Origin of the sequence: Alkalibacterium indicireducens (assembly GCF_039522005.1) — a bacterium.
Taxonomy (GTDB): domain Bacteria; phylum Bacillota; class Bacilli; order Lactobacillales; family Carnobacteriaceae_A; genus Alkalibacterium; species Alkalibacterium indicireducens.
In genome coordinates, this window is sequence record NZ_BAAADA010000205.1 from 1 (window position 1) to 14,897 (window position 14,897).

The following is a 14,897-nucleotide window of genomic DNA, read 5'->3' on the forward strand; positions in this document are numbered from 1 at the left end:
GTGTTTTTTTGCTTTTCCTTGATATAACAACCATTGTAAGCAATTATTAAAAGAAAGTATTGACACTAACTTATACTACAAAGGAGGCACTAATATGAAACCAGAGATATCTGATTTTACTTTTTACAATCCTGTTAAAATACTGTTCGGAAGAAATAAAATCGAACAATTAGATAAGCACATCCCTTCTGATAAGAAAGTTCTCATCTTATACGGTGGCGGCAGCGTCAAACGATTCGGAACACTTGACCGTGTAAAACAAGCCTTGTCACACGAGACTGTCGGCGAATTCGGCGGAATCGAAGCTAATCCGACATTTGAAACTTGCATGCAGGCCGTGGAGCTTATCAAGGAAGAAGGATATGATTATCTGCTGGCAGTCGGTGGCGGATCGGTCATTGACGGCGTGAAATTCATTGCCGCAGCAGCAGAATTTGATGGAAATCCTTCTGATATCTTCGGAAAAGGTGTCGGGGCTGGTAAACCTGTCCAGTCTGCCCTGCCTTTTGGAACGATCCTGACTCTCCCCGCCACTGGGACCGAAATGAATGAGACGTCAGTTATTTCATTCAAGGAAAAGAAAGCTAAAGTCAGCTTCAGCAGCTGGGAAGTTTTTCCGAAATTTTCCGTTCTCGAACCTGAACTGACCTATACTCTTCCAAAAAGGCAGCTGGCCAACGGGATCACTGACTCATTCATTCATATTCTGGAACAGTATCTGACTTATCCTGTCGGCGGAAAAGTGCAGGATGAATTTGCTGAAGGCCTGCTTCGCATCCTGATCGAAATTGGACCGGACGTCATTGACGAATCGAAGCATGACTACAATCTGAGAGCTAACTTCATGTGGACCGCTACTCTGGCGCTGAATCGCCTGCTGTCCAGAGGAGTACCTGGAGACTGGTCGACACATGCACTTGGCCATGAGATCACTGTCTTGAACAATACAGACCATGCACGTACGCTTTCTGCAATCATGCCGGCTGTGATGACGGTCCGTAAACTCAAGAAATGGGACAAACTAGTTCAATATGCCGAAAAAGTCTGGGGCATTTCTGATGGGACTGAAGAAGAAAAAATTGATGCAGCTATTCTTAAAACGATCATCTTCTTCAAGTCGATCGACATGCCCGTCAACCTTTCTGAAGTCAACGTTCAAGAAGAGGATATTGATACCTTAGTTTCACAACTCGAAGCACACGGCAATGATTCTATTTCGGAACGTGGCGACCAGACTTTGGATATTTCAAGAGAAATCTACAGAACGGCTCTTCACAAAAATTACTGAGCACCAATTAAGGAGTGATAAGAATGTTGACGAACACTTGGCTGAAGTATACGTATCTGACACTTTCCGCTGGCCTCATTCTCGCTGGCTGCAATAACGAAGATGACAGTGAGGATATCGACGAGCCGGATGAAGAAGTCATCGCACCCGAACAGGATGACGAAGATTTAGATGAAGACGACACGGACGACCTTACTGAAGATGACTATGCCGTATCACAAGATCTTGAAGTCTGGTTCCCCAAGCTGGAAGACACCTGGCTTGAATACGAGGGTGAAGGCATAGAGTATGCCTCATTCACCCGTTATCCTCAGTTCGCCCATGATGACACGCTTCAGATGATTGAGTCGACTGCTGGAACCGATGTGGTTACTGTCTATGAGTATACTGAGGATGAAATACGGGAAATTTTTGTACGTCCGGAAACCTATTTCAGAGATGATATGATGGACACCGGATTGAGCAGTGCGCAGGATGACCACGAAATTATTCTCCAGCTGCCTATTGAAGCCGGTCACTCCTGGGAGAGCCCGACTGGCTCAGTAACTGAAATAACTGATGTGGCAGTTGAAATTGACCTCCCTTTCGGAACCTTTGATGCAATCGAACTGACGCGCGAACGCGAAGGCAATACGACAGTGTATTACTATGCTGATGGCATTGGGCTGGTCGAGCGCATTTCAAATCCCGGTGACGATGAGATGGAGATTCGTTCAACATTGACAGAACTTGCGGAAAATCAGCCAGAAGAACATTCCGTGACAGTTTTTACACTCGATGATCAGGCTACTGAGCTTCAAGCTGTCAATACGTCTATTGAATTGTATACTAACGAGCCCATTCGAGTGGCTTTGACAGAAGTCCTGAGAGGACAGGCCGAGGGTTACGACTCTTTAGCTCTGATTGCTGGGTCAGCTGAAATCAACTATATGTATCTTGGAGATGATGGCATTGCATATGCCGACTTTTCCGTAGAACTGATTGATGATATGAATGCCGGATCGGGAATCGAGTCACTCATTGTTCAGGCACTGGTCAATACCATTGGAGCCTACTACAATGTTGAAGAGGTTTCGCTGACAGTCGATGATGAGCCCTACTCTTCCGGACACCTCCACAGGGAAGAAGGAGAGACTTGGACAGTTGACCATTCACAAGTCAGCTGGTAACTAACGGAATAAGTACTAAAGAAGCCATTTTATTCTCAGGAATGGCTTCTTTTAGTGAGTAATTTTAATTTGAGCATATTAGAAAAAAGGAAGAGCCGCGGCTCTTCCTTTTTTCATTCAGCTTATCTTTATTTGATCAGTTCGTAGATTGCTTCTGCGTAGATTGCCATTGCATTCATAAGATCATCTACAGCCATGAATTCATTGGCCTGGTGCATCGTATCAACACTGTCCGGGAACATTGCGCCGTATGCGACTCCGCGTTCCATCAGACGGCCGTATGTTCCGCCACCAATAACCATTTCGTGAGCTTCAAGCCCAGTCTGACGATGGTAAACGTCCAGCAGTGTTGTCACAAGCGGATCGTTGGCAGGAACATAGTGAGGTTCCTTCCCTTCACTGTTTGAAAGCTCTACATCATACTGAGACAGCTTGTCTTTGAAAGTATCTAAGATCTTATCTTCTGTTGTCCCTTGAGGGTAACGCATATTGACCGTGATTTTTCCGCCTTCTTCTGCTTTATAGGAGAAGACACCCGGATTGGAAGTCAGCTCTCCCATTACGGAGTCCGTATGATCGATACCCAGTTTTTTCCCTTCAGGATCATCGTGCAGATAAAGTGTGATGACTTCCAAGAAAGTTTTTGCATCTTTTCCAAAATTAAAGTCTGATAAATAACGTGCCAGGTAAGTCGCTGCATTGACTCCACTGGCCGGCTTGCTTCCGTGAGCCGCCTTACCGGTGAATTCCAGCGTTACTTTGTTTCCGTCCACAGCCGCTGTCCCTTTGACTGGTAGTCCATTAAGGAAGTCAGTCAGTCCAGATTCGATAGCTTGAGGGTCGTCACTTTTAACGACGGCTACCGCATCTTGAGGAACCATATTCGGACGCAGGCCTGATTCAAACTGAACTAATTCATTTGATGCTCCGGACCCGTCTCCTTTTGTTTCGATGAATACAGTTGTATTCCCTTTTTCACCATTAATGATCGGGAATGTGGCATCCGGTGAGAAACCAAAGTCAGGTTCAGGCTCAGTTTCAAGGTAATGCTTGATGCCTTTCCATTCACTTTCTTCATCTGTTCCGATGATGAAACGGACTTTCTTGGAGACCGGCAGATCAAGGTCTTTGATCATCTTGATCGCATAATAAGCCGCCATACCAGGTCCTTTGTCATCGCTTGATCCACGTGCATAGAGACGGCCATCTTTGATCACGGGTTCAAACGGATCTGTTTCCCATCCCGTTCCTGTAGGGACAACGTCGACGTGAGCCAGTACGCCCATGAGTTCGTCTCCGTCACCGTATTCGATGTGGCCAGCCCAGTTATCTACATTTTTTGTTGTGAAGCCATCACGGTCACCTAAAGCCAGAAATGCCTCAAGTGCTTCTTTGGGACCAGGTCCAACAGGCGCTTCCTCTGTTGCTTTATCATCATTACGTACACTATCGATACGAAGCAGGTCAAACAAGTCTTCCAGAAACGCATCTTTACGTTTCGCCGCTTCAGCTTTCCAGTCAATTGAGTGTTCAGTCATTCTTACATTCCTCCTATACATTTTCGTGTCTCTTTCTCTATTTTATCATTTATTTCATTAAACTCCAATTAAAGATGACACGAACACTTCTTTCCACATTATAACAGTCAACTAAACATGCTGACTGGTTTTACTCGACTGGATAGTATTTGAAGAGTAAACTAAAGGAAAGGAGGCATGCCAGATGAATAAAATAACTAAAAGAAAAGTAGAAGCCTTTATTACTGAACGAAAAAAAGACAGTTATAAAGGTACGTATGGTCGGGTACTGTTAGTTGGAGGTAACGAAAATATGGGTGGCGCGATTATTTTATCTGCTTCAGCCTGTGTTCACAGCGGCGCAGGTCTGGTGACAGTAGCTACAGATCCAAGTAATCACGCTGCCCTTCACTCCAGACTTCCTGAAGCGATGTGTCTGACGTTGTATGATCTCCAGCAGTTGGAATCCATGATCGATGGGATGGATGTGATCGTCATTGGACCGGGTCTGGGTCGTGATCAGAGGGCGGCTGATGTAATGAAAACCGTTTATGAAACAATTGACGAGGAGCAAATCCTAGTTCTGGATGGGGATGCTATTCATCTGCATGTCAATGAAAATCTCCCTCCTCTGAAAGCAGAACTGATCGTGACGCCTCATTTAGGCGAGTGGCGTACACTGACTGGTGTACCGATCGATGATCAAGACGTTGAACTGAACCATCAGAAAGTGAAGGATCTGAATGCGGTAGTGGTTTTGAAAAAAAGTCGGACGGAGGTCTATTACGAGGATGAAGTCTGGGAAAATACTGCCGGGAATCCTGCAATGGCTACCGGTGGCATGGGTGATGCTCTGGCTGGAATGATTGCCGGTTTTGTCGCACAGTTTGAGCATAAGAAACACGCTGTTCTGGCATCCGTATACCTGCACAGCTACATTGGCGATGAACTAGCCAGACACCAGTACGTTACCTTGCCAACACATATTATTGAGCAGATTCCTGAAACAATGAAAACTTTTTCAAAATACGACAGTGGGAAACGGTTCGTTTGAGTGGTCTTTGGATTCATAAAAGATATCGGACAAGGCAATTTCCCTTCCAAGTGGTCTGACAAACTCATTGTTATCTATGAAGAATTTCCTAAATTTCCTCTGTCTGTTTATGGATATATTGTCAACAAGTATAAAAAAAGATACACTTATGCAGATAGAGTTTTTAACGTAATTCCGAAATTCATCTCCCACTTCTAAGCGTATGGGTGCGAAGCACCAGTGAAAGTGGGAGATGAATTTCGGTCAAGCGATAGCTTGAAGTGGTTAATGTCATTCTCATTTGGTATACTTTATATATAGACGATAACCAAGTCTATATAGGCGACAACCAAGCCTACTGAGTATTCCTTGGCGTTAGCCAAGTAAAAGAAAACCTATGAGGCAGGGACTGCCTTTTGAGCCTACCCATATCCGATTCCTCTGTCTGCATGAAACCTGTGCAGACAAGAATGGAGTTCGTAGGAAGCCCCCACTTCAAAATCCGGAGGATTTAAGTGGTGGGTAGTTCACATAGAGGGATGTGTGTACGATGAAAAAAAATAAGTTGCTGATCAATTCTATCTGGGTGTTTCTCCTCGGTTTTCTCCTGATGTTGATGAATCTGGACCTTCTGTACTTTTTCGGTATTGCCGGATTTTTCGTGTTCGCCCTGTGGTCCACACCTCAGGCAAGCGAATATGTCACAGAAGAAGAACACGAACAGGATAAGAGAAAAATGAAATGGACGATGGCTCTGGCGTTCTCCTATGTCGGTGCCGGCTTCCTGGCGCTCGTTCTTCAAACCTTTGTGCTATAAATAAATGACCAGTCGTTGCCTGACAAATGGCTATAGCTGGTCATTTTGCTGTCTTCTACATAACAGATACTGATCGTCTGTTTAAGTAGTTAAAAGCCGATTTGGCGGCTTTTTCCTCACTATAAATGATTGTTTTGTTCTAAATCTGCAAACATTTGTCTTAAGACTATTTAAGTAATCCAACAGATTAACTTCCTTCGATCGGCCAATAATACAAAAAAAGATGCCCTTCAATCCAAGTTTCCAGCATTAGTTGGACGGATTCAAGGGCATCTCTTTTATATTTACGCTTTCTTCAATAACTCGACTTCTTCTGACGTCAGTTCTCTGTAAGCACCAAGTTCAAGTGTGTCATCGAGTTTGATTGGCCCCATTTCAAGGCGTTTCAGGTAGGTCACTTCTTTCCCGACTGCCTGTATCATGCGCTTGACCTGGTGGAACTTCCCTTCTCGAATAACCAGTTCAATGACTGACGTTCCAGCTTCCTCATCTGTTGACAGAATTTCCAGATCGGCAGGAAGTGTCTCATAATCGTCATCCAGAGTTACACCTTCTTTAAACTGGACGATATCCTCCTTAGTGACTATGCCGTCTATTTCTGCATAATACCGCTTGTCTACATGATGCTTCGGTGAAAGCAGTCGATGCGTCAGCTTGCCGTCGTTTGTCAGTATCAGCAGCCCTTCTGTGTCGATGTCCAGACGACCGACCGGATGAGGCTCCTGCAGACTGTCCTGCATCTCCAGAAGATCAAGCACGGTTTCATGCATCAGGTCTTCAGTAGCACTGATAACGCCTTGAGGCTTGTTCATCATGAAGTAGACAAACTCCTGATAATCCAGTTTTTCTCCACCGACCGTTACTTTGTCCGTATCAGGATCGACATGAGTCTTCGGGTCCGTCACGGTTTTTTCATTGACCTCGACTATTTTGGTTTTTAACAGTTTCTTTACTTCTTTTCGTGTGCCTAAGCCACTGTGGGCCAGCAGTTTATCAAGTCTCATATGCTCTCCTTTCGTTATTTCATAAACTCTTGAGTGTGCAAAGAGTATTCTATTTCATTCTAAATTTAGCTCGTGCACGTTCAGCTTTAGCACCGATCAGTCGGTCAGCTAGTCTCGTTTTCAGCACAAGATAACCATAAATAAGGATCCCGACTACTGCTATTATTGCAAGCGCAATCAACGAGTGCATTCTTATTTCATAATTCAGGATGAATCCTAGTCCCCATTTTACAATAAGTGTTCCAACTCCCATAGCTCCAGATAAAATCAGGATCAAAAGGGAACGTCTGAACAGTCTGCTTGCGGAATAGTGTGTGTGTTCATGCATGATACGCATCATCAGCCAGCAGCTTATGCCAAAACCGGCGATAGATGACAGCAGCATGCCGTATGGACCGAGCCATGATACGAATAGAACCTGGGTGACCACTTTTACTACCAGTCCGGTCATCAGAGCTTTGATAGCCGGACGAGTCAGGTTGGCAGCCTGAAGCATATTCCCCAGCACCGCATATAGTGCAACAAATATACTCATCACAGCTGACACTTGTGTGATGCCAGTTCCGAGAGCATTGTTGCCGTAGAAAATGGTATACAACGGTTCAGCGACGACAGCCATACCAATTGCTGCAGGGAACATGGCAAACAGCAGAAGCTGGATTCCTTTTGAAAATTGTCTGCGCACTTCATTCATATTGTTTTTCGCAATCAGATCACTGATAAGAGGAACTGAAGCGATCGACATGGCCGTACCGAAAGAAGTGAGTACCATGATCAGTTTATGTGCATTGGCCTGAGTGATTCCGTAAGTCTGTTCGATCATGCTTTCGCTCATATTTGAAAAGGCAGACATGAGCGGGCCGTATGTGACCTGGTCGACGATTTGAAAGACGATGATTCCAGTCGCAATGATGATGAATGGAATCGACGTTTTAATAATATTTATGATCAGCTCGTTCGGTGAGACTGATACCTCGCCTTTGCTTTCTTCAGGCTCATAGTTGAAGGCTGTCTTCATGCGTTTGAGCACAAATCCTAGATAACCTAGTGAAAAAATTGCTCCCACAAACGCTGCAAAGGTAGAGAATGCAACGGCTGTCACCACTTCACCGGAATTGACCTCTCTGATGACATACACAGTTGACAGGAGGAAAATGATTCGAGCCAGCTGTTCCAGTATTTGAGACACTGCAGACGGCTTCATCGTATTATGTCCTTGGATAAATCCGCGTGTGACACTCTGAGCAGGAATGATGAGTAAAGCCGGAGTCAGTGAGCGCATGACTAGAACGGCTTCAGATGCGCTGGCTGATGGGCTGGCTTCAGCAAGCAGCGGTGCCATTACAAACATGACCAGAGCTGAAACGACTCCAGTGATAGCCATGATTTTGAGACCCTGTTTATATATGGCCTTTGAAACCCCATACTCCCCTAATGCATTATAGTAACTCACCTGTTTGGATATAGCACTCGGTACGCCAGCCGTCGCCAGAGCAAGAAAGAACCCATAAGGCGTATAACCCATCTGGTACAATGCATTCGCTGCATCTCCCGGACCCTGTCCACCCATCCAGGCATACCAGGGAATGATATACAAGGCACCCAATATACGGGAAATCATGCTTCCGGCAGTCATCCAGGCAGTTCCGCTTATCATTCTTTCGTCATGAGACATTTCTTTAGTTAATCCTTTTGTTGCTTCAGAACTCATTCTAGAACCCTCTTTTCACTCGATACCAGCTGGCTGTCACTCCTGTGTGCGCTGGATTCATTTTACCTATCGCTTTTCATAGAAAAAAGGAGCAAAGTGCTCCTTTGTAACAGACTCTATTTTACTGCTTTAAGTGTTTCCGTGCAATCTTTTGAGCGAAAGATAAATATTTTTCATCTCTTTTTCGTTAAACTGTCACATCATTCATCTGCCAGCTGCTGATGAGCAAAGGATCTGTAGAGAGGATGCGTCTTCATCAATTCCTCGTGCCTGCCTATACCAGTCAAACGCCCCTGTTCTATGAACAGAATCTTGTCTGCGTCTACTATCGTACTCAAGCGGTGGGCAATGACGAAAGTGGTCCGCCCGACCATGAGTTTCTTCAATGCACTAGATACTTTTTCCTCAGACTGACTGTCCAGACTGGCTGTCGCCTCATCCATCATCAGGATATTAGGATCCCTTAAAAAGGCACGGGAAATATTGATCCGCTGCCTCTGTCCGCCTGACAATTTCAGACCTCGTTCGCCAACCGGTTCATCAAGCTTGCCCGGAAACTCCTCCACAAATTCTTTAGCATAAGCCATTTCAAGTACTTCCCACAAGCGCTCGTCGGATATGCTGTCGGCATCCGGCAGCCCGTAACAGACATTGGAACGGATGGTTCCAGACATCATCGCATTTTCCTGAGAAACGTACCCGATCTGACTGCGCCATGAACTGAGCGAGATTGTCTCTATAGACACCTCTCCTGCTCGAATCTCTCCACTGTCTGGTGTGTAGAACCGCTCCAGGAGTGCAAAAAGTGTGGATTTCCCTCCACCACTTGGACCAGCAAACGCAACCTTTTCTCCCGGAAGTGCTTCAAAGGAAATGGACTTGAGCACTTCTTTCTCAGATTCATAGGAAAAGCTGACCTGATCAAAAATAATAGGCAGGTCAGCAATGGTTCTGTCTTCTCCCTGTTCTTCAGCTTCCTCTTTTTCTTCTAAAATAGATGAGATGCGGTCCGTTGCACCGGTAGCTTTCTGCATCTGCATGAAGAAGTTCATGAAGGTGATGATCGGAAAAATGATTTGGAACAAATAAAGCAGAAATGCTACCAACTGACCCGTAGTCATCTGTCCTCTGGCTACGCGTACACCTCCGTAACCGATGACGAACACCATGACCCCCATCATAAGCGTATATATAAGCGGACTGATGATGGCCATGTATTTACCTTCTTTTAATCCGATGGTGTAAAGTTTTTCAATGTCCTTCTTACCTTTTGACTGTTCATAGCTTTCAGCTGTTGAGGATTTCATCAGTCTGATTTCAGCGATCGTTTGCTGGATCTTTCCGGAAAACGAGGCCGTCTCATCCTGCATCTCTCTGGATACTTTAGCTATTTTCTTTCCTAGAGGACGCGTCAGCATTAGTGCAAGTGGAACTGCCGTCAGCATGACCAAAGTCATCTGCCAGTCCATGAGTACCAAGATAATAAAAATACCAAACAGGGACAGAATCCCGTTGATAAACTGCGGAAAAAAGGACGAGATCAGATTCTGGACGATCGTCGTATCATTCGTGATCCGACTGACCACTTCTCCTGATGCATACTGATCAAAATAGGAAACAGGGAGCTTGATCACTTTATTCCATAAAAAAGAACGCAGACTCGCCACTACCCGTTGACCGATCTTGTGCAGCACATAATTTGAAAATCCATTGAAAATAACCTGAAAAATGAAGATACCTACAATCAGAGCAGCTAGCCACGGTCCAAACTGGTCGAATTCGATGCCATCTATGAACTGCTGAGTGGCGAGTGGAATCATCAGTTGTGTAAAGGTCGTCAGGAGGCTGCCTGCGAGTCCGATTGCAATGAGCCCTTTTGAGATCTTCGTTGACCAGATCAGTTGAGTAAATTTTTTCAGGTCACTTTTTGTTGGAGTTTTCAGGTCGGATGATTTTTGCATAAGCTTTCCTCACTTTATTTTACAGAGAAAAAGGGAAGGACTCTCCCTTCCCTCTTATCCCCTAACTGTTAATTAGCTACGATGTTGACTAGTTTCCCTGGGACAACTATAACTTTTCGTACGGTCTGTCCTTCCAGCATCTCCTGGATTCTACTGTCTGCAAGCGCCAGTTCTTCAAGTGCGTCTTTCGTTATCGATTTCGACACTTGTGCTTTTGAACGAACCTTTCCGTTGATCTGGAAAACGACCGTTACTTCATCCGTAACCAGTTTAGTTTCATCATATGACGGCCACTCTTCATAGGAAATACTTTCGGAAGCTCCGGTCACTTTCGCCCACAGTTCTTCCGAGACGTGAGGTGCGATCGGTGCCAGCATCTTGATGAATCCTTTGACATAGTCAAGCGGCAGACCTTCTGCTTTATACGCGGCATTGATGAAAACCATCAACTGGGAAATTCCTGTATTGAATTGCAGATTCTCATAATCTTCCGTCACTTTCTTCACAGTCTGATGGAAGACAACCTCTAGAGATTTGTCGTCATAAGTGGTGATGCGGTCTCTGACTTTTCCATCTTCATCGATGAATAGGCGCCAGACACGGTCCAGGAACTTACGTGCGCCTTCCAGTCCGTCTTCACTCCAGGCGATGGCTGCATCCAGAGGTCCCATGAACATTTCATATAGACGCAATGTATCTGCACCGTATTCTTCCACTACGACGTCTGGATTGACAACATTCCCTTTTGACTTGGACATTTTCTCATTGTTTTCTCCCAGGATCATACCTTGGTTGTAAAGTTTCTGGAATGGCTCTTTAGTCGGAACCAGACCTAAATCATAAAGGAATTTGTGCCAGAAGCGAGCATAAAGCAGGTGAAGTACTGCGTGTTCCGCTCCGCCAATATAAAGATCGACAGGCAGCCACTGTTTCAGTTTTTCAGGATCTGCCAGCTGGTCCGGGTTCTTTGGATCGATGAAACGAAGGAAATACCACGAGCTTCCTGCCCACTGCGGCATCGTGTTCGTATCTCTTTTCCCTTTCATACCTGTTTTTTCGTCTACTACATTGACCCAATCTTCAATGACGGCCAACGGTGATTCACCTGTACCGGATGGTCTGATTTCATCCGTTTTAGGCAAGGTTACCGGAAGATCTTCTTCAGGCACTGTGGTTGTCGTGCCATCTTCCCAGTGAATGACAGGAATCGGTTCACCCCAGTAACGCTGGCGGGCGAACAGCCAGTCTCTCAGACGATAAGTTGTCTTAGATTCACCGATATTGTTATCTTCCAAGTAAGTGATGATGGTCTCTGTTGCCTCTTCCTGATTCAGGCCGTTCAGAATACCAGAGTTGATATGCTCACCGTCACCCGTATAGGCTTCCTTGTCTGTATCTCCGCCTTTAATGACTGGACGAATCGTCAGATCGTATTTCTGAGCAAATTCATAATCACGTTCATCATGAGCAGGAACAGCCATGATTGCCCCAGTACCGTATGAAGCCAGGACGTAGTCAGCGATCCAGATCGGCATCTCCTCGTTGGTTACTGGGTTTACTGCATAAGCTCCTGTAAAGACACCCGTTTTATTTTTATTCAGATCCGTACGCTCAAGGTCAGATTTCTTGTTTGCCTCAGTGCGGTAAGCATCGACTGCTTCTTTCTGTTCAGCTGAGGTGATCTTGTCGACCAGATCTGATTCCGGTGCAAGAACAGCATAGGTCGCTCCGTAAATCGTATCCGGACGAGTTGTGAAGACAGTGAACGATTCAGCAGAATCCTTGATGCCGAATGTAATTTCAGCTCCTTCAGACTTGCCGATCCAGTTACGCTGCATGTCCTTGATGTGTTCCGGCCAGTCCACTTCCTCCAAATCGTCCAGCAGACGATCTGCGTATGCCGTAATCTTAAGCATCCACTGCTTCATCGGTTTACGGTAGACTGGATGTCCTCCACGTTCGGATTTTCCGTCAATGACTTCCTCATTTGCCAGAACGGTACCAAGTGCCGGGCACCAGTTGACAGGGACTTCCGCTTCATAAGCCAAGTCTTTTTCAACCAGCTTCGTAAAGATCCATTGCGTCCATTTATAGTAGTTAGGATCTGTCGTATTGATTTCACGGTCCCAGTCATAACTGAAACCAAGCGACTTGATCTGACGCTTGAAAGTCTGAATGTTCTTTTCAGTAAACTCAGCTGGGTCGTTTCCGGTATCCAGTGCATACTGTTCAGCCGGAAGACCGAAGGCATCCCATCCCATCGGATGAAGCACATTGAAGCCTTGCGCACGCTTCATTCGTGAAATAATATCTGTTGCCGTGTACCCTTCTGGATGCCCGACATGCAGCCCCTGACCTGATGGATACGGGAACATATCAAGCGCATAAAAGTTATCCTTGTTCTTATCTTCAGTGGTTCTGAACGTCTGGTTCTTTTCCCAGACAGCCTGCCACTTCTGTTCGATCGTCTTATGGTTGAATGACATACAATTCTCTCCTTTAAATTAAAAAATGCCCTATGAATAACAGACGAGCTGTTACTCATAGGGCGTTAATGATCGCGGTACCACCTATGTTTACTGTTTTACATGAAGTAAAACAGCCTCCAGTCCTTAACGCGGAAAACGGCAGCGGGTACTTGATTCCCCGAGGCAACTTGTCAGGCGAGTTCAGCTGTCTTTCTGTGTATTTTCACCACCCATACACTCTCTGGAAGAAAGAGACACTTACTACTCCTGTGCACTGTTTTTCTTATCTTTCCACTTATTCTACCAAAGGCTCAGGTAATGCGCAATCTTATTTTAATTTTTCCATTTCGTTCGCTACGAATTCCACATCCGTTCCGACAACGACCTGCATTGTGTTCCGTCCTGTTTTTCTCAGTCCTGGTACGTTTGCCTGCCTGATTCTATTTTCGTTTACCTTGTTCATGTCATTTATCTCCAGCCTCAGTCGTGTGGCACAGTAGTCCAGAGAGCCGATATTTTCCTGGCCACCCAGGCCGTCGAGGATGATTTCTGCTTTTCTACGGTATTCGTTGTTATCTGCAGCCAGGACAGGATCTCTGTCTATCCCCTGGTTGGCTGTCGGCGAGGCAGTAGCTGTCGGTCCTCCTGATACTTCTCCTTCATCGAGCGCCAGTTCTTCTCCTCTACCTGGCGTTTTCAAATTGAATGTTTTAATTGCCCAGAGGAAAGCAAAATAATAGATGACCGCAAATACGAGTCCCTGAACGATCAGCATGTACGGCTGATTGGCCATCGGCAGCCTGAAACTGAGCACGCCATCGACAAACCCGGCACTGAAACCGAACCCGGCAGTCCAGTTAAATGTCGCTGCAATAAACATAGAAAGACCTGTCAGCAGGGCATGTATTACAAATAACAAAGGTGCGACGAACATGAAGGCAAACTCCAACGGTTCTGTCACGCCTGTAAAGAACGTTGCAAATCCTGCGGCCAGCATCAATGAGCCGACCCGTTTCTTCTGGTCTGAATCAGCCATCTGATACATAGCCAGACCACCGGCAGGCAGTCCGAACATCATGACAGGGAAATAACCGGCCTGGTACATGCCTGTCACCCCCACTACTCCTGTTCCTTCCCAGAAATTCTGAATGTCATTAATTCCAATCAGATCGAACCAGAATACTGCATTTAAAGCATGGTGAAGACCCGTCGGAATCAGCAGCCTGTTAAAGAACCCATATAACCCGGCTCCAAAGGCTCCCAGACCACTGATGAATGTTCCAAAGTCAACGAGCAGACCGAAGACTGGTGGCCAGACAAACATCAGTATACCTGACAAGACTAGTGAGGCTACTGCAGTGATAATCGGCGGAAGACGTCTTCCACTGAAAAATGCCAGAGCTTGAGGAAGCTTGACTCCACTGAATTTATTATAAATGACCGCTGCAATAATACCGACAAGGATACCGATAAACTGCGTTTCGATACTGTCAAAAGCCAAGTTCACTTCTTCCACGTCAATCTGCTGCAGCTGGGCAACCGTATCCGGACTCAGCATGGTCGTTGTCACAAGCCAGCCGACCAGACCGCTCAGAGCAGCCGACCCGTTCTTGTCCCTGGACATGCCTAAGGCTACCCCTATCGCAAACAGTATACCCATGTTATTGATAAGGGATGCTCCTGCGCTGATCAGGAAAGCCGCAATCTGGCTTTCTCCACCCCAACCGCTCGGATCGATCCAATACCCGATACCCATCAGAATAGCTGCTGCAGGCAAGACCGCCACAGGCAGCATCAAGGATCGGCCTATACGTTGTAGATACTTCATTTGTCCCACTCCTTTTTACAGTGATCACCTTCTTTAAAAGGATGATAAATGCTTCGGAAATGATTAAAGAAGATGTCGCTTTCATTATATAGTAAGCTCTA

The 14,897-nt window shown here is 45.7% G+C and carries 10 protein-coding genes and 1 other annotated feature; of the genes, 4 read left to right on the plus strand and 6 right to left on the minus strand.

The genetic code is table 11. The features are described 5' to 3' along the window. Window positions 1–94: 94 nt before the first annotated feature. Together ABFX15_RS11475 and ABFX15_RS11480 are read left to right on the plus strand one after the other, a co-directional pair. Window positions 95–1,288 (plus strand): iron-containing alcohol dehydrogenase, encoded by a 1,194-nt coding sequence (locus ABFX15_RS11475; protein WP_346025539.1) that lies wholly within the window; start codon window positions 95–97, stop codon window positions 1,286–1,288. Window positions 1,289–1,311: 23 nt separating this feature from the next. Beyond that, on the plus strand, window positions 1,312–2,457 hold the full coding sequence (locus ABFX15_RS11480) for a GerMN domain-containing protein (protein WP_346025540.1): 1,146 nt from the start codon (window positions 1,312–1,314) through the stop codon (window positions 2,455–2,457). 128 nt (window positions 2,458–2,585) lie between these two features. On the opposite strand, the gene pepV is transcribed toward ABFX15_RS11480, so the two are convergent. Next, window positions 2,586–3,995 (minus strand): dipeptidase PepV, encoded by a 1,410-nt coding sequence (pepV, locus tag ABFX15_RS11485; protein WP_346025541.1) that lies wholly within the window; start codon window positions 3,993–3,995, stop codon window positions 2,586–2,588. A 184-nt stretch (window positions 3,996–4,179) separates the two neighbouring features. Here pepV and ABFX15_RS11490 point away from each other — a divergent pair, with 184 nt between their 5' ends. Together ABFX15_RS11490 and ABFX15_RS11495 are read left to right on the plus strand one after the other, a co-directional pair. Next, window positions 4,180–5,028, plus strand: coding sequence for an NAD(P)H-hydrate dehydratase (locus ABFX15_RS11490; protein WP_346025542.1), 849 nt, complete (start codon window positions 4,180–4,182; stop codon window positions 5,026–5,028). 529 nt (window positions 5,029–5,557) lie between these two features. After that, window positions 5,558–5,824 (plus strand): hypothetical protein, encoded by a 267-nt coding sequence (locus ABFX15_RS11495; protein WP_346025543.1) that lies wholly within the window; start codon window positions 5,558–5,560, stop codon window positions 5,822–5,824. A gap of 284 nt (window positions 5,825–6,108) precedes the next feature. Here ABFX15_RS11495 and ABFX15_RS11500 read toward each other — a convergent pair whose 3' ends face one another. The 5 genes from ABFX15_RS11500 to nagE all read right to left on the minus strand — a co-directional run bounded on the left by ABFX15_RS11500 (window position 6,109) and on the right by nagE (window position 14,796). Next, window positions 6,109–6,828 carry a pseudouridine synthase gene (locus tag ABFX15_RS11500; protein WP_346025544.1) on the minus strand — a complete coding sequence of 240 codons (720 nt, stop codon included), beginning with the start codon at window positions 6,826–6,828 and terminating at the stop codon, window positions 6,109–6,111. A 49-nt stretch (window positions 6,829–6,877) separates the two neighbouring features. After that, entirely contained in the window at window positions 6,878–8,539 is a 1,662-nt protein-coding gene (locus tag ABFX15_RS11505; RefSeq protein ID WP_346025545.1) for a putative polysaccharide biosynthesis protein, read from the minus strand. A 200-nt stretch (window positions 8,540–8,739) separates the two neighbouring features. After that, window positions 8,740–10,500 (minus strand): ABC transporter ATP-binding protein, encoded by a 1,761-nt coding sequence (locus ABFX15_RS11510; protein WP_346025546.1) that lies wholly within the window; start codon window positions 10,498–10,500, stop codon window positions 8,740–8,742. 68 nt (window positions 10,501–10,568) lie between these two features. Beyond that, window positions 10,569–12,986, minus strand: coding sequence for a leucine--tRNA ligase (leuS, locus tag ABFX15_RS11515; RefSeq protein ID WP_346025547.1), 2,418 nt, complete (start codon window positions 12,984–12,986; stop codon window positions 10,569–10,571). A 55-nt stretch (window positions 12,987–13,041) separates the two neighbouring features. After that, window positions 13,042–13,252 (minus strand) — a binding site (T-box leader). Between the two features lie 44 nt (window positions 13,253–13,296). Continuing rightward, window positions 13,297–14,796: an N-acetylglucosamine-specific PTS transporter subunit IIBC gene (nagE, locus tag ABFX15_RS11520; protein ID WP_346025548.1), complete on the minus strand. Its 1,500-nt coding sequence runs from the start codon at window positions 14,794–14,796 to the stop codon at window positions 13,297–13,299. Window positions 14,797–14,897 lie beyond the last annotated feature (101 nt).